The following is a 16,413-nucleotide window of genomic DNA, read 5'->3' as shown; positions in this document are numbered from 1 at the left end:
GCGCGAAACGAGCCTACATGGACGTGCGCGTCCGTGTTCCGCTCTGCCTCTGCGGCTATTTACCAGACTGATAGCCAACTGATGGCTGAGCATAGCTTTGTTAACAGTCTCAGGCGGTCTCTGGAAGAGGCCGCGCTCGTCTTATCTTTCCCAGTAGGACTCTTCCAGGCTGTCTTCGCGCTCCGGCAGCCCTCGGGTCAGGCGCGGCGAGTGCTGATTCAGCACCTGATAGCTGACGCGGTTGGCGTATTTACAAACCTGCGCCAGCGAGGAATAGGTCAGGTAGCGACGACCGTGTTTGCTGGAGTTCGGCACGTTCAGACGATGATAGTCGTTAGCGGTGATATCGTGCAGCACCGCCGCCAGCGCGCCGTCGCCCGCGCCGTTGGTGTTCATGATCTTCTCCGGGCCGCCCATATAAGGCGCGATATGCGAGAAAATGCGCAGCGGCTGCTCGCAGTCCTGGTGGCGCATCGCGCGGCTGAACTCATACTGGTTGAACTCCGGGATCGCGCCTGGCAGCAGCGGATGCTGCGTTTTGCGCTTGCCCTCTTCCTCAGTGTAGCCCGCCATATACAGACCGTTCGGCCCGGCGGTGCACAGCACCAGATCCACCCAGTCCAGCGCCATATTCGCCGCCTGTAGCGGATCGCTGAAGCCGGTCAGCGCCTCGCCCTCTTCCTCGTTCATCGCCACCACGGAAACGTGATCGCGCAGGAAATCGCGCCAGAACTGCGGATTGTCGCCAATCACGTATTTCGTGCCCAGCGTCAGCACCACCGGTACGTTATGCTTTTTCGCCCAGGCGATGGCCTGCATCGTTGCTTCCGCCATCGGTTCGCCCGGCTTGCAGCGCAGCAGATAAGAGGTCAGCAGCAGCGCGGACGCGCCCGCTACCACCTCTTCAGGAATGCTTTCCTTGCTCAGCTGGTTCATCATGCCCGGACTGATGGCAAAGGTACGCTCGCCGTGTTCGCCAATCAGCGTAAAGCAGCGGCCGATAGCGCCGTCGACGCCCTGCAAATAGTTCAGATCGGTACGGCTGGAGGTATTGCACAGGTAGCGATAGGCGTAGCTCCCGATCTGCACGTTGCTGCACATCACGCCCAGCAGCACCGAGCGGTCGTCGGCCAGCACCGAGTAGTTGTGCAGCGTGTTGCCGATGGTACCGCCCGCAAACTGATGGGTGATCAGGTTGTTTTGCGTCAGCTCTGCATACAGCGCTTCGGCAACCTCGTCTTCAATCACCAGCGAGTGGCCCGCACTCAGGCCGTAGCGCGCCACAAAAGCGTCATCCACCTTCGCTTCGATATCCACCAGGATCTGATCGATACCCGCTATCCAGCTGGTCGCGGTTTCGCTTTCCGGCTGCACGGGCTGGAGCAGCGGGTCGCGCGCGCTGACGGGAAAGTAGTGTTTGGATTTACGCTGGCCGGGAAATTTCATATTGCTGACTTCTGGAAAGAATAGGAAGCAGCCAATGATAACAGGGATGCGGCTAAGTGCCCACACCCCTCTGTTTTAGCGCTGGCTGTTGACCAGCTCAACCATCATATCGATATGCAGTTCATCGTCGTTCAGCGCCGGGATATATTCAAACTTGGTACCGCCCGCGTGCATAAAGAATTCGCAGTTCTGCTCGCTGATCTCTTCCAGCGTTTCCAGACAGTCGGCGGAGAAGCCAGGGCTCATGACCTGTACATGCTTCACGCCCTTTGCCGGCAGCGACTGCATCGTTTCGTCAGTATAGGGCGTCAGCCACGGCTCGCGGCCAAAGCGCGACTGGAAAGTCAGCATCGCTTCGTGTTCGGCCAGGCCCAGCGCGGCAATCAGCGCCTCGCTGGTTTCCCGACAGCGCAGCGGATAATCGTCGCCCTGATCGGCAAAACGCTGCGGAATGCCGTGGAAAGACATCACCAGCAGATCCGGCTTGCCATGTTTAGCAAACGACCGTTCGACCGACGCCTTCAGCGCGGCAATATAGGCCGGATGCGTGGCGTAATCGCGGATAAACTGCACCGAAGGCAGGCTGCGATAACCGGCAAAGACCTCGGTGATGCCGTCCCAGACCGCCGCCACGGTAGAGCAGGAAAACTGCGGGTACAGCGGCAGCACGATCAGGCGGGTTACGCCCTGCGCCATCAGGCTGTCAAGCGCGCTTTTCAGGCTCGGATTGCCGTAGCTCATGCCCAGTTCCACAGGCATAGGTAGCCGGGCCGCCAGCGCTTCGCGCTGCCGTTTGCTGTAGACCATCAGCGGCGAGCCGTCTTCCATCCAGACCGATGCGTAAAGTTTTGCAACGCGCGGCGAACGGATCGGCAGGATCACGCCGTTCAGGATTGGCCACCACAGCCAGCGCGGCGTATCGACCACGCGCTTGTCGCTGAGGAACTGTTTCAGGTAGCGTTTAACAGCAGGCGTGGTTGGCGCGTCAGGTGTACCTAGGTTCACCAGCAGCACGCCGGGTTTATCTTGCCTCATTGTTATTCCTTCTCTGGGCATGTCAGGTGATGAAAACGAGAATCATTCTAGCGGAAAATCAGGAAGGGGTAACCAATTGCTGTAGTAGGGCCAGCTTTTGCTGGCCCCGGAAGGTATTAACCGAAGATTTTTTCCAGTTCGGCGCTGACTTCAGACACTTTACGGGTGCCGTCAATTTTGTGGTAAGCGGTGTGGCCCGCTTCCGCTTCTTTGCTGTAGTAGGCAATTAGCGGCGCGGTCATCTGATGATATTCCACCAGGCGCTTACGCACGGTTTCTTCCTGATCGTCTTTACGCGTGGTCAGCTCTTCACCGGTCACGTCGTCTTTGCCTTCCACCTTAGGCGGGTTGAAGGTCACATGGTAAACGCGGCCGGATGGCGCATGAACGCGACGACCCACGATACGTTCAACAATCAGCTCGTCCGGTACGGCGAACTCCAGCACGTTGTCGATTTTGATGCCCGCTTCCTTCATGGCGTCAGCCTGAGGGATAGTGCGCGGGAAGCCATCAAGCAGGAAACCGTTACGGCAATCTTCCTGCGCGATGCGCTCTTTAACCAGGGCAATAACCAGTTCATCAGTGACCAGTTTGCCTGCATCCATCAGTTCTTTGGCCTGTTGACCCAGCTCGCTGCCGGCTTTAACCGCTGCGCGCAGCATGTCGCCCGTGGAGATCTGCGGAATGCCGTATTTCTCCATAATAAACTGAGCCTGTGTCCCCTTACCTGCACCCGGAGCACCGAGCAGAATAATACGCATTGCGTAAATCCCCTTGCGAATCGCTTTAATCAAGTTATGTAGGGCATGAACATACCATCATGCCCCTGTATCCACAAGGAACGCGGCCGTTAAGCTGGGTTATCGCCCGGTAAAGTTACCGGTAACGCCAGGGGGTTTCGGCATTATTGACGCCGCTTTAGCGCTTTACGGGCGCCGTCGTGCCGAAAGCCTTGTTTTCAGACAATTTCACCTTTTCGCCAGCAGGATCGCTACCGGTATAGTCCCTTGAGAGACGCGGTTTTCGGCAGGATCGCGCTTGCGGGAAAGCGTCGGGATGATAGGGAGTTGAGTTAAGAACCAGGCAGGAGGGAAACCAAACAGAAAGGCAGAGGGCGTTGCCCCCTGCCTTTGACCGATTTAGCCCAGCAGCAGCTGGTTCATGCGGCGGATAAACTGGTTAGGATCTTCCAGCGTGCCGCGCTCGGCAAACATCGCCTGATCGAGCAGCAGCTCAATCCACTCGCCGAAGCGGGCTTCATCCTGCGTATCCGCAGCGCGTTTAACCAGCGCGTGCTCCGGGTTCAGCTCAAACAGGTACTTCACTTCCGGCACCGGCTGGCCCGCAGCGGCGAACAGCTTCGCCATCTGGGTGCTCATGTCGTTGGCGTCGGTGGTGACGATAGCAGGCGTGTCGGTCAGGCGGTGCGTCAGACGCACATCCTTCACGCGCTCGCCCAGCAGCGTTTTCACGCGGTCGACAAACGGCTCCAGCGCTTTTTCCGCTTCTTTCTGCTCTTCGCTTTCTTCGTCTGCCAGCTTGCTCAGCGCTTCGTCCGCCTTGCTGACGCTCTGGAAGGTTTTGCCATCGAACTCGGTCAGATAGCTCATCATCCATTCGTCGATACGATCGGAGAGCAGCAGCACCTCGATGCCTTTCTTACGGAACAGCTCCAGATGCGGGCTGCTTTTCGCGGCGGCATAGCTGTCGGCGGTGATGTAGTAAATCTTCTCCTGCCCTTCCACCATGCGGCTGACATAGTCTTCCAGCGACACGGTCTGCGCGGAGCCTTCACTGCTGGTAGAGGCAAAACGCAGCAGTTTGGCGATGGTTTCTTTGTTGGCGCTGTCTTCAGCCGGGCCTTCTTTCAGCACCAGACCGAACTGCTGCCAGAATTTCTGATACTGCTCTTCGTCATCCTTCGCCACTTTCTCCAGCATTTGCAGCGCGCGCTTGCTCAGGGCGTTACGCAGATTCTGGGTAATGCGGCTGTCCTGCAGGATTTCACGCGAGACGTTCAGCGGCAGATCGCTGGAATCTATCAGGCCGCGCACGAAGCGCAGGTAGTTCGGCATAAACTGCTCGGCGTCGTCCATGATAAACACGCGCTGCACGTAGAGCTTCAGCCCGTGCTTGTGATCGCGGTTCCACATGTCCCACGGCGCCTGCGAAGGGATATACAGCAGGCTGGTGTACTCCTGCTTGCCTTCTACGCGGTTGTGGCTCCAGGTCAGCGGATCGGCAAAATCGTGCGAAACGTGTTTGTAGAACTCTTTGTACTCGTCGTCGCTGATCTCAGACTTGTTGCGCGTCCACAGCGCCTGCGCCTTGTTGATTTTTTCCCAGCTGGAGGTTTTCTCTTCTTCGTTATGCTCTTCGATCTCTACCGGCAGCGCGATGTGATCGGAATATTTGCTGATGATGCTGCGCACGCGCCACGCGTCCAGGAACTCGTCTTCGCCTTCGCGCAGATGCAGCGTAATCTCCGTACCACGATCTTCTTTCGTGATATCGGCAATGGTGTACTCGCCTTCGCCTGCGGATTCCCAGAACACGCCTTCATCCGCAGCGGCGCCGGCAGCGCGGGTGCGCACGGAAACCTTGTCCGCCACGATAAAGGCGGAATAGAAGCCGACGCCGAACTGGCCGATTAGCTGGCTGTCCTTCGCCTGATCGGATCCTAATGATTCCAGGAAGGATTTGGTGCCCGATTTGGCAATGGTGCCCAGATTCTCAATGACTTCGTCTCGCGTCATCCCGATGCCGTTATCGCTCAGCGTCAGGGTACGATTTTCCTTATCAACAGAAACACGCACGCGCAGATCGCCGTCGCCCGCGTAAAGTTCCGGCGAAGAAAGCGCGCGGAAGCGCAGCTTGTCGGCCGCATCGGAGGCGTTGGAGATCAGCTCACGCAGGAAGATTTCTTTGTTTGAATAGAGGGAATGGATCATCAGGTGCAGAAGCTGTTTTACCTCTGACTGGAAGCCACGCGTCTCTTGTCCTTTCATGGTCATTGCTACCTCAGTTAACTTGGCGGTTTACATTGAGAAGTAGAATGGGGACGACTGGCGGGTTTTCAAGACGGCACGACGCATCGTGCCGTTAAATGACTAAAATTTAATCTTGTGGCGCCCGGCCAGAGAGTGGGAAAGCGTGGTGCCGTCCACCATCTCCAGCTCGCCGCCAACCGGCACGCCGTGGGCGATGCGGCTGGCGTCAACGCCATACTGACCGCACAGCTCGGCAATGTAGTTGGCGGTCGCCTCGCCTTCAACCGTAGGGTTAGTGGCCAGGATCACCTCCTGAATCGTCTCTTTTTCCAGCCGTTGTTCCAGCCGGTCAAGACCGATATCGTTCGGGCCAATGCCATCCAGCGGCGAAAGGTGCCCCATCAGCACAAAGTAGCGGCCGGCGAACTGCCCGGTCTGCTCAATGGCGTGAATGTCGGCCGGGCTTTCTACCACGCAGATAAGACCCGTCTGCTGACGACGAGTATTCGCGCAGATGGTGCAGATTTCCTGCTCGGTAAAGGTGCGGCAATCTGCACAGTGTCCAATTTCCGACATGGCGCGCGTCAGCGCCTGCGCCAGACGCATTCCGCCGCTGCGATCGCGCTGCAGCAGCTGGAACGCCATACGCTGGGCCGATTTCGGCCCCACGCCGGGCAGACAGCGTAGCGACTCCATCAGGCTTTCAAGGAGCGGGCTGGTCTGCATCAGAACGGCATCTTGAAGCCAGGCGGCAGCTGCATCCCGCTGGATACCGCAGACATTTTCTCTTTCTGCGCTTCCGCTACGCGACGGGCGGCATCGTTAAATGCGGCAGCGACCAGATCTTCCAGCATATCTTTGTCGTCTTCCAGCAGGCTTGGATCAACCTCTACGCGACGGCAGTTGTGTGCACCGTTGATGGTGACCTTCACCAGTCCCGCGCCCGATTCGCCCGTTACTTCCATGGCCGCGATCTCTTCCTGCACCTGCGCCATTTTGTCCTGCATTTGCTGGGCCTGCTTCATCAGGTTACCCAGTCCGCCTTTTCCAAACATAATTTTCTCTCTTAAGAAGGGCCGTACTCATGCCGCAGCACGGGAACAGCGTTTCAAAGGGGGCGAATACTCTCTTCATCCACGTCCGCATCAAAAAAGCGACACAGCGTCTGAATATGATTATCCGCGATAATTGACTGACGCGCCTGCGCCAGTTTCTCTTCGTAGATTTTTTGTCGCCACTCCAGCGGCGTCAGCACCGTCGGATTATCGTCTTCAATCAGCGTCAGTTCAACCGGCTTGCCTGCCGCCGCGCTCAGCGCCTCGCTCAGCGCTTTCTGCGCCGACGGCGAGTTCAGGTGACGCTGGCTGGAACGCAGGTGCAGACAGATCCCGTCTGCCGTCTGCTCTTTCCAGGCGTTCAGCGCCAGCTGCTGCACCAGCTTCGGCAGCGTCAGCCCGGCGATTTCCGCCGCCCAGGCGTCGCGCTGCTGCGATTCCGTGGTCAGCTTCGCCATCAGCTCCGGGGTTTTCTCATGTTCTAACGCCGTGCGCAAGGCTTTGGGCGTGGCCACCGGTTCTGGCTTCGCCTCGACGGTTTGCGCTTTCCAGCGATAGGCCTCCGGCTTTACCGGTTCAGTCGCGATAACGGCGCTTTGCCGCTTCTGACCACGCTCGGTCGCGGCAGCCAGCCGCTCCAGCGCCGAGCCTGCCGGCCGCGCATTGGGCGCTGCCGGCTCACTCTTTTTTAGTTTGGTCGCTCCCTGCTGGCGCATCAATTGCGTTCGCGCCTGCAACAGCTGGCTGGTGGTATCAGGCAGCGGCGCGCTGGCCTGCACGGTATGCGTCGGCGCCGGGCCTGCCGGCGGCTGGCTCTGCGCTGCGGACGGCGACGGGATCGTTTCCTGTTGGCCCGGCGCTGAAGGCTGAGCCTGCGGCACCATCGCAGGACGCGCGACCGGCTCTGCAATCACTTGTTTAGGATGAAAAGCCAGCGCGCGCAGCAGCGCCATCTCTACGCCCATGCGGCGATCGGGTGCCAGCGGCAGCTCTTTGCGGCCGACCAGCAGCGTTTGATAATAAAGCTGTACGTCGGCAGGCGGCAGAACGCGCGCCAGCTCGCGCAGGCGCTGCTCGGCAGTGGCGAACTCTTCGCCCAGCGCGGAGGGCAGCAGCTGTATCATCGCCACGCGGTGCAGCAACGTCAGCATTTCTACCAGCAGCGCTTCCCACTCGACGCCGCGTGAAGCGGCCTGGTCCAGCAAAGACATGACCTGCTCGCCTTCGGCGTTCACCAGCGCTTCGATCAGCGCCAGCGGCTGCTCGTCGTCCAGCGTGCCAAGCATAGTGCTGACCGTCGCCGTGGTGATCTGCCCCTGCCCCATGGCGATAGCCTGGTCGGTCAGGCTTAACGCGTCGCGCATACTGCCATCGGCGGCTCTTGCCAACAGCTGTAACGCGCGCGCTTCGGAGGCGATCTGCTCCGCTTCCAGCACGTGCTCAAGCTGGCCACGGATCTGGCCAACGTCCAGCGCCTTCAGATGGAATTGCAGGCAGCGCGATAAAATAGTGACCGGCAGCTTTTGCGGATCGGTAGTAGCAAGCAAAAACTTCACGTGCTCGGGCGGCTCTTCCAGCGTTTTCAACAGCGCGTTAAAGCTGTGCCGCGAAAGCATATGCACTTCATCGATCAGATAAACTTTAAAGCGGCCGCGCGCGGGCGCGTACTGCACGTTATCCAGCAGATCGCGGGTATCCTCGACCTTGGTGCGCGAGGCGGCGTCGATCTCAATTAAGTCGACAAAGCGGCCCTGTTCGATTTCGCGACAGTTGTCGCATTTTCCACAGGGCGTAGCGGTAATGCCGGTTTCACAGTTAAGGCCTTTTGCCAGAAGACGGGCAATAGTGGTTTTTCCCACGCCCCTGGTGCCGGAAAAAAGATAAGCGTGATGGATGCGGCCAAGCGACAGGCCGTTCGCCAGCGCGGTCAGCACGTGCTCCTGACCGACGACATCACTGAACGCCTGGGGACGCCACTTGCGGGCCAGTACCTGGTAGCTCATTCGTGATTCATCATTGATTTATAGAGAATAATTCATCTAAACACCGTTAACCCGTGTTTTAGCCTCGTTGCTGATTGCCGCTACAGTGTACCAGTACGGCCTGGGTCATTCCTATCACTTTGCGTAAAACCAGCGGCTAAATCCGCTTGTGGCCAGCACCAGTAAAAACGCCGTTCAGATAATGATAAAAAAAGAATAGCGTGAAGTTGGGCAGAAAATTACCTGTTGCAGCCAGAAAACCGCACAACCCGAAACCCAGTCACTTTTCCTAAAATGACAAAACAGATTTACCCTCCAAAAATTAACGTATTTAATAACGACAACCTAAAAAATAGCTTTATTAAACAATAGCTGGAGGAGCTGGAGTTATTTAAGAGCGAATCAAATTACATTATATTTAAGCAATTGAAAATAAACGATTTTATAAGAAAAATTTATACAACCCTTGTCAAATAAAACTAATGGACTGGTAAAATGGAAAATAAGAAAAGGACATTTCATCCTGAAAAGCCGGGTATGCAGAATAAAAAAAGATGGCTCGGCGCTTTTAACGCGCTGGCGATCTTTATCTCGCCCGGCACCGTTTTTATTCATTCTGCCCAAGCGGAAGATAATATTACCGTCGGCGCCCAGGGCGGCGATGGCGGCAGCGGCAGCACCGCCAGCCTGCCGGGTGAAGCAGGCACCGGCGGCAACGGCGGCAACGGTGCTAACGCGGCGGGAAACGGCAACGGCGGCAGCGGCAGCGACGGCGTGTCGGGCAGCAACGGCGCCAACGGTACGCCGGGCGTCGACGGCGCGATCGGCACCAGAGGCTCCGACGCAACTGGCTCATTGCATAATGTGAAAGGACAGCTGGGCATACTGCAAATTGGCGGCGGCGGCGGCCATGGCGGTCTGGCGGGCGAAGCCTCAGCCGGTGCCGGCGGCGGCGCGGCAGGAAAAGGCGGAAACGGCGGCAGCGGCGGTAATGCAGGCATGGGCGGCGATGGCGGTAACGGTGGCGACGGCGGCAGCGGCGGTCATGGCGCGAACGGCGGCAGCGGCGGCGTCGCGGCGGCAGGCGGAAACGGCACGCTGACTATTAATCAAAGCGCTTTTACCAGCACGGTTCTGGCCGTCGGCGGTGATGGCGGCGCCGCCAGTGCGGGAGGAAACGGTCAGCCCGGCGGCGGCGGCGGTGCCGGAAAAAGCGGCGGCGAGGCGGGCGTCCCCGGTTTGCAGGCTGCCGGTGGGATGCCGGGCAACGGCGGCAGCGGCGGCGCGGGCGGCAAAGGCGGCAGCGGCGGCAACGGAGCCGATGGCGGTAACGGTGGCAGCGGCGTATTGACCCTCAACGGCACTACGGTAACGGTCAGAAGTACGCTGGCCGTCGGCGGCGCAGCCGGTGACGGATCGGACGGCGGCACTGGCGCAAACGGCGGCAACGGCGGCGATGCGGGACACACCGCCGATCCCTATGTCGAAACCAACGTCACAGGCGAAACGGGCGACAGCGGCAACGGCGGCGGCGGCGCTAAAGGCGGAAACGGCGGGCGCGGCGCTAACGGCGGCAACGGTGGCGAAGGCAGGCTGTTGCTTAACAACAGCACCGTAAACGCGCAGGCGCTGAAGGTTGGCGCTAACGGTGGGAAAGGCGCTAACGGCGGCAACAGCGGCAGCAACGGCCAGGCAGGCGCGGCGGATAGCGTTGCGGCAGCCGGAAAAGGCGCAGCTGGCGGTCAGGGCGGTTTGGGCGGCAACGCCGGACAGGCCGGCACCGGCACGCTGACGGTGGAAGGCAGCACGCTGACCGTGACCTCCGGCATCTCTCTTGGCGGCGACGGCGGCAGCGGCGGCAACGGCGGCGCGTTACAGGGCAGCGCCGCCGCCGGTAGTGGCGGCAATGCTTCCAACGGCGCGGCCGGTACGCTGTGGTTTAACAGCGGTACGCTCAACAACGGCGGCACGCTACAGCTGGGCGGCCAGGGAGGCGATGCGGGCGATGGCGGCAGCAACAACGGTGCCAAAGGTCGCTCGGGCAACGGCGGCAAAGCGGGTAACGGCGGCAACGGTATCGCCATCTTCACCAGCGGCAGCGGCCAAATCGGTACAACCGTTCAGCTCGGCGGGGCCAGCGGCAGCCACAACGGCGTATTAAACAGCAGCGCCTGGGCGCAGACAGCTGGCGCTGGCGGCACGGGCCAGCTGGAACTGCGCGGCGGCACCTTTACCGCCGGCACGCTGGCTATCGGCACCGCCACGGTCTGGAACGCGCTGACCGGCGTCGCCTCAACGGCAGACGGGCGCTATTTGCAGAGCGGCGGGACTTTCCGGGTCAATAATACGGAACTGAACAACGGCAGCCTGATCGTCAGCGGCGGCACCTTTACCAGTAAAACGCTGGAGGCGACGCAGGGAACGCTGACCGTCAGCGGCGACGGCTCGATCGTTTTTGGCTCTACGGAGCTGAACGCGCATCACTGGCAGGAAAGCGTGGCGCAGCTTCAGCAAGCGCTGCAAACAAGCTGGAACGGCAAGCTGATCCTGAGCGGCGACGGCACGATCGATTTCGCCAGCAACGAGCTCGCCTGGCGGATCGGCGGCGATGAGGCAACGCAGGGATTAGGATCCTCTTCGCTAACGGTGATCCATGCCCGATCCTACATAGACTCCGGCAAAGTCGCGCTGGCGCTGGGCAATGCGCAGATTGACAATAAAGCCGGCCTGCTGGTGCTGACGGATGATGGCGTAGCCGCCGGTGAAAGTTTTACGATAGCAACAGGAGCAAACCCCCTGACGACGCCCGGCTGGCAGCAGGCGAACATTAATACCACCAGCCGTCTGATAATGGCGACTTCATCGACCAATGCAGAAGGAACGCTGCTTACGCTCGGCAATGCCGATTACAGCGCTGCCTTGCCGAAGCTCTCTGCCGGCTCGGTAAAGCTGCTTAAGGCGATGACTGCTGAAGTTGGGGTAAACACGGCTTCCGACAATGCTGCTCAGCAGTTCCTTTCACAAACGATGGACGTGCGCTACGTCAGCGATGCCGCGACCGCTGCACGCCTGGTGGAATCCGCCATTAACTTCGCCTCCGTGGCTAACGTTGCAGGCGCCAGCTATCAGACGATGTCTGCCGCGACCCGCACCCTCGCCCGCCATCTTTCCCAAAGCGAACATCTTTTTGACGGTACGCCGCCGGAAGAAGGCTTTAATCTGTGGACATCGCTGTTCTACGATAACGCCCGTCTGAAAGGCTATAGCGCTGGCGGTTTTGACAGTAAAAGTAAAACCAGTATGGGCGGCGCTTTTATCGGCGCTGAAGATACGTTGATTACGCAACAGGGCGCGATCCTGAAAACCGGCGTCGCACTGCATACCGGCCGGGGAAAAAGCAGGACGAGCGGTAATCTCTATCCGGTGAAAAACGACCTGGATTTCTGGGGCGGCTCCCTGTACGGCAGCTGGTTGAACAATAACTGGGATCTGGTGGCTGACGTAGACTACTCGCGGGTGAGCCATGATATGAAGATGTCGCTTCCGGCTGCGGGCTACCTAACCCTCTCAGGCGAAGCGAAATCAACCATCATAAGCGCCGGGCTGACGGCGGAGTATCTGTTCAACCTGGAATATCTGGATGTGATACCGCATATCGGCCTGCGCTACACCCGGCTGAAAACCAATAGCTTTACGGCGAAAAGCAGCGGTAAATCCTTGTTCAATAACGCTGCCGCTTCGGCCTCGCTCTGGTCGGTGCCGCTGGGAGTCAGCCTGGCTCGCGAATTTCAGTACGAATCGGGCTATACGCTGAAGCCCAGAGTGGATCTTTCATTTATCGCCACCACCGGCGATACCACTCACGGTACCCGCGTCAGCATGGCCGACGTTAGCGGCACGGGCTGGAGCGAGTCCCGGCTTGCCGACGGTTCGGCTTTCAGCTTCAGCACGGGCGCGGTGCTGCAAAAAGGCGATCTGACCTATGGGTTGCATTACGACCTGCAAAAATCGTCGCACGAAACTGCTCAGGCGGTTTCGGCCTCCTTCAACATAAAATTTTAAATAAAAAAAGGCTGGCAAGCGCCAGCCTTTTTTTTTCTGCAACGGCTTAGTGACCGGGGAAGTTCACCAGGCTGAAGCACTCCAGCCCCATCGCCTTCAGGCGCGCTTCGCCACTCAAATCAAACAGATTGATGATAAACGCCGCGTCTTTTACCTCGCCGCCTGCGCGACGGATCAGTTTGACGGTCGCTTCAATCGTGCCGCCCGTAGCCAGCAGATCGTCTACCACCAGCACTTTGTCGCCCGGTCCGATGGCATCGCAATGCAGTTCCAGACAGTCCGTGCCGTATTCCAGCTCGTAGGTTTCAGCGAAGGTTTTACGCGGCAGCTTGCCCGGCTTGCGTACGGGCACAAAGCCTACGCCAAGTGCCAGAGCCACCGGCGCGCCAAACAGGAAGCCGCGCGCTTCGGTACCTACAACTTTAGTAATACCTGCATCACGATAGCGTTCAACCAACAGTTCAATGCTGAGTGCATAGGCTTTTGGATCTTCCAGCAGGCTGGTGACGTCACGGAACAGAATGCCTGGCTTAGGATAATCCTCAATGCTTTTGATACTGTTTTTAAGAAATTCAAGCTGCTGCGCAGTCGCGGTCATAGTGTTATGCCTGGTAAATACAAATCTGACTCGCGCAGCTTCGTTGCTCTGGCGAGGAAGTCGCAGAGCAAGACGGGAGTGTCCGGGGGAAGCCACGCACGAAAACGACCAAATCTATGCAAATCGTCCGACAATTGCAACCGTCGGAAGCAAAATCCACGTATTTGTTGCCCTTAATCAACCTGAGTCGCTCAGGAAAAAGCAGACCAGCGCACAGATCGATCAAATTAAGCGTATTATAGGCGCGGCTCACCAGGGGAGAGAGAAAAATGAAAAGCGCCCATTTGCTTGAGCAGCTGGAAGCAAAGCTGGAAGAACTGGCGCAGACCATTGCGCCTCACGCTAACCAACGCACCGCGAAAGCGCGTTTTGACAGCCAGCTGTTTCACTGCCACGGTACGCGGCTTGCCGACTATCTACAGGAAGCGCGGCAAAGTATGGCCTTACTCAGGCAAAGCGTAAACGGCCACCGCACGGAGCGCGTTGCCTGGATGGCCGAACGCGTGGTGCTGCAGATAAGCGCGCTACAGCGCGAGCTGGCTACGCTAAAGCTGCGCAACAGCGAAACCAGACCGGAGCCAGAGCCGGAGAATCTTTACGAGAAGCTGGCGAAACATCAGGATTACGAGCGCCGCCTGCGCGCTATGGTCGCCGATCGGGAAAGCCAGCTTGCTCATCAGGAAACGCTGGCGCAGCAGCGGAAGCTGCAGCAGGAAATCGCGGCGCTGGAGGGGCGGTTACAGCGTTGTCTGCTGGCATTAAAAAAAATCGAGCGCGCGATTGAAAACCGCGACCGACAATGAGTACGCAGCGGCGTTGCTATACTTTTTGAAAAAGCTGACTGGAGATCGCAAATGGGACTTCTCTCCTGGATAATCATCGGGCTATCGGTAGGATTCGTTACCCGCTATGTCTTTCCTGGCCGCCCCGGCGGCCTGATAGCGACGCTGGCGCTGGCCATCATTGGCTCGCTGGTCGGCGGCTATATCGGGGTCTTTTTTAATTATGGCAGCCTGGCCGTAGCGGAACCCAGAGCGCAGCTGATTGCGCTGGCTGGCGCGCTGCTGATGGTATTGGTTGCTAAAAAACTCCGTATTTAAATCGGGAGAAGAATATGTCGCTGGAAAGCGCGCCAGAAGAAGTAAAGCTGGCTGTTGATTTGATTATGCTGCTTGAAGAGAACCAGATCGCGCCGCAAACGGTACTGGCTGCTTTAGCTATCGTGCAACGAGATTTTGAGAAAAAGGCGCGCGGCGAAAATCCAGGCGCCCTTCCCTAGCAGGCGGCCTTGCGGAGCGCCGGGCTGTGCATGACGGTATCAAGCAGCACCTCTACCAGCTGCGGCGCATCCGAAGCCAGATCGAAGCTTTCCGGCATAAACAGCCAGTTTTCCATAATACCGGTTATATAGCCGCGCATGACCACGGCCGTTCGCCGCGTATCCAGCTCGCCCGGCAGCTGCTGCTGCGTCATGCACTGCCGCAATACATCTTCAATTTTGTCGTAACATTCCAGATATAACGTTTGCTGCATCATTTGCAACGTGGTCATTTCGCCGACAAATTCGCATTTATGAAAGATAATTTCCATCAGCGCACGCCTGCGCGTATCCCTTACCGTAGCTTCAAGGACATAAGTCAGCATGGCGCGTAAAACAGAGAGTGGATCGGATGGGTATTTTAATTGATACTCAAGCTCTATATTCTCCAGTCCGGTCTCGGACTGCGCCCATATTTCATTGAGCAAATCGGTTTTGTTTTTGAAGTGCCAGTAAATTGCGCCACGCGTTACGCCGGCAGCGGCGGCGATGTCGGCCAGAGAAGTTTTCGCTACACCATGCTCGGAAAACCTGGCGATAGCTGCGTCAAGGATATGATTTCGTGTTTCTAACGCCTGCTGTTTGGTTTTTCGTGCCATAGGGGGATGTTAACAACCAGGGTGCACTTACATACATTTGCGAATGTATGTACCATAGCACGACCATAATTTAAACGCAGCAATGGGTTTATGGATTTTGTGATCCATTGAACAATCGATATCGGACACTCGAGGTTTATTTATGAACAAAAACAGGGGGTTAACGCCTCTGGCGGCCGTTCTGATGCTTTCAGGCAGCCTGGTGCTAACGGGATGTGATAACAAAGACGCACAACAGGGCGGTCAGCAAAAAGCGCCGGAAGTGGGCGTACTTACCCTGAAAAGCGCACCGCTAACCATTACGACCGATCTTCCGGGTCGTACTTCCTCGTTCCGTGTTGCAGAAGTTCGCCCTCAGGTTTCGGGCATCATTCTCAAGCGTAATTTTGTGGAAGGCAGCGATGTAAAAGCCGGTCAGTCACTTTATCAGATTGACCCGGCGCCTTATCAGGCGACCTACGACAGTGCGAAAGGGGATTTAGCTCAGGCTCAGGCCAACGCGCAAATCGCCGCGCTGACCGTTAAACGCTATAAGCCGCTGATGGGTACCAAATATATCAGTCAGCAGGACTACGATAACGCCGTATCGACGCAGAGCCAGACCGCCGCAGCCGTACAGGTGGCAAAAGCCAGCGTAGAGACTGCCCGCATCAATCTGGCCTACACCAAAGTGATTTCGCCTATCAGCGGTCGCATTGGTAAATCTGCCGTGACCGAAGGCGCGCTGGTTCAGAGCGGCCAGACCACTGCTCTCGCCACAGTTCAGCAGCTTGATCCTATTTACGTCGACGTCACGCAATCGAGCGAAGATTTCATGCGTCTGCGTCAGGAGCTGAACTCTGGCAAGCTGCAGCAGGCCGACGGTAAGGCAAAAGTGAAGCTGTTATTACCGGATGGTAGCGAATTCGCGCAAAGCGGAACATTGGAATTCTCCGATGTGACGGTGGACGAAACGACCGGTTCCATTACGCTGCGCGCCGTGTTCCCTAATCCGGATCATTCGCTGCTGCCCGGTATGTTTGTGCGCGCTCGCCTGGAAGAAGGCACCAATCCTTCCGCGCTGTTAGTGCCGCAGCAGGCCGTTACCCGCACGCCAACCGGCCAGGCTACGGCAATGGTCGTGGGCGCGGACAATAAAGTGGAATCCCGTAATTTGACCACGGAACAGGCAGTTGGCGACAAGTGGCTGGTTACGGCAGGTCTGAAAGAGGGCGACCGTGTCATCACCACCGGTGTACAGCGAGCCAAAGCGGGCGCCACTGTGACTCCGCAGGAAGTGAGTGCAGACGACGTGACCAAAACGCAGTCTGACCAACCGAAGTCTTAAA

General features: G+C 58.0%; 14 protein-coding genes and 1 other annotated feature. Of the genes, 5 read left to right on the top strand and 9 right to left on the bottom strand.

Annotated elements, in window-relative coordinates:
* Nucleotides 1–141: 141 nt before the first annotated feature.
* From QCD69_RS13270 to dnaX, 7 genes are all read right to left on the bottom strand, one after another.
* Nucleotides 142–1,446 (bottom strand): inosine/guanosine kinase, encoded by a 1,305-nt coding sequence (locus tag QCD69_RS13270; protein ID WP_125288466.1) that lies wholly within the window; start codon nt 1,444–1,446, stop codon nt 142–144.
* Between the two features lie 75 nt (nt 1,447–1,521).
* A complete protein-coding gene (gene hemH, locus QCD69_RS13265) occupies nt 1,522–2,481 on the bottom strand; it encodes a ferrochelatase (RefSeq protein ID WP_253455011.1) in 960 nt (319 codons plus the stop codon).
* Between the two features lie 116 nt (nt 2,482–2,597).
* Nucleotides 2,598–3,242 carry an adenylate kinase gene (gene adk / locus QCD69_RS13260; protein WP_253455012.1) on the bottom strand — a complete coding sequence of 215 codons (645 nt, stop codon included), beginning with the start codon at nt 3,240–3,242 and terminating at the stop codon, nt 2,598–2,600.
* Between the two features lie 378 nt (nt 3,243–3,620).
* Nucleotides 3,621–5,495, bottom strand: coding sequence for a molecular chaperone HtpG (gene htpG / locus QCD69_RS13255; RefSeq protein WP_253455013.1), 1,875 nt, complete (start codon nt 5,493–5,495; stop codon nt 3,621–3,623).
* Between the two features lie 96 nt (nt 5,496–5,591).
* Entirely contained in the window at nt 5,592–6,197 is a 606-nt protein-coding gene (gene recR / locus QCD69_RS13250; protein ID WP_301252356.1) for a recombination mediator RecR, read from the bottom strand.
* Complete coding sequence (locus QCD69_RS13245) at nt 6,197–6,526, bottom strand: YbaB/EbfC family nucleoid-associated protein (protein ID WP_125288461.1); 330 nt, start codon at nt 6,524–6,526, stop codon at nt 6,197–6,199. The genes recR and QCD69_RS13245 overlap by 1 nt, the downstream gene beginning before the upstream one ends.
* A gap of 53 nt (nt 6,527–6,579) precedes the next feature.
* Nucleotides 6,580–8,529, bottom strand: a complete 1,950-nt coding sequence (gene dnaX, locus QCD69_RS13240; RefSeq protein WP_253455015.1) for a DNA polymerase III subunit gamma/tau — start codon at nt 8,527–8,529, stop codon at nt 6,580–6,582.
* Nucleotides 7,174–7,235, bottom strand: a sequence feature (DnaX frameshifting element). Its footprint overlaps the gene before it by 62 nt.
* A gap of 516 nt (nt 8,530–9,045) precedes the next feature.
* Here dnaX and QCD69_RS13235 point away from each other — a divergent pair.
* A complete protein-coding gene (locus tag QCD69_RS13235) occupies nt 9,046–12,570 on the top strand; it encodes an autotransporter outer membrane beta-barrel domain-containing protein (RefSeq protein WP_301252355.1) in 3,525 nt (1,174 codons plus the stop codon).
* A 46-nt stretch (nt 12,571–12,616) separates the two neighbouring features.
* On the opposite strand, the gene apt is transcribed toward QCD69_RS13235, so the two are convergent.
* Entirely contained in the window at nt 12,617–13,168 is a 552-nt protein-coding gene (gene apt / locus QCD69_RS13230) for an adenine phosphoribosyltransferase (RefSeq protein WP_253455016.1), read from the bottom strand.
* Between the two features lie 269 nt (nt 13,169–13,437).
* Here apt and priC point away from each other — a divergent pair, with 269 nt between their 5' ends.
* From priC to rsmS, 3 genes are read left to right on the top strand one after another with little or no spacing between them, the layout of a single operon-like run.
* Nucleotides 13,438–13,971, top strand: coding sequence for a primosomal replication protein PriC (priC, locus tag QCD69_RS13225; RefSeq protein WP_253455017.1), 534 nt, complete (start codon nt 13,438–13,440; stop codon nt 13,969–13,971).
* Between the two features lie 51 nt (nt 13,972–14,022).
* Nucleotides 14,023–14,268, top strand: a complete 246-nt coding sequence (locus QCD69_RS13220) for a GlsB/YeaQ/YmgE family stress response membrane protein (protein ID WP_253455019.1) — start codon at nt 14,023–14,025, stop codon at nt 14,266–14,268.
* A gap of 14 nt (nt 14,269–14,282) precedes the next feature.
* A complete protein-coding gene (rsmS, locus tag QCD69_RS13215) occupies nt 14,283–14,447 on the top strand; it encodes a pleiotropic regulatory protein RsmS (protein WP_253455020.1) in 165 nt (54 codons plus the stop codon).
* Here the strand turns inward: rsmS and acrR are convergent.
* The gene (acrR, locus tag QCD69_RS13210) at nt 14,444–15,085 is read right to left on the bottom strand and encodes a multidrug efflux transporter transcriptional repressor AcrR (protein WP_301252353.1); all 642 of its coding nucleotides are present in this window, start codon (nt 15,083–15,085) and stop codon (nt 14,444–14,446) included. The genes rsmS and acrR overlap by 4 nt on opposite strands.
* A 142-nt stretch (nt 15,086–15,227) precedes the next feature.
* On the opposite strand from acrR, the gene QCD69_RS13205 reads away from it, so the two are divergent.
* Nucleotides 15,228–16,412 carry an efflux RND transporter periplasmic adaptor subunit gene (locus tag QCD69_RS13205; RefSeq protein ID WP_253455023.1) on the top strand — a complete coding sequence of 395 codons (1,185 nt, stop codon included), beginning with the start codon at nt 15,228–15,230 and terminating at the stop codon, nt 16,410–16,412.
* The last annotated feature ends 1 nt before the right edge of the window (nt 16,413 follow it).

The organism is Erwinia sp. PsM31 (genome assembly GCF_030433775.1).
GTDB classification, from domain to species: domain Bacteria; phylum Pseudomonadota; class Gammaproteobacteria; order Enterobacterales; family Enterobacteriaceae; genus Erwinia; species Erwinia aeris.
The sequence above is the reverse complement of the archived record's forward strand: the minus strand, read 5'-3'. Positions and strand labels throughout refer to the sequence as shown.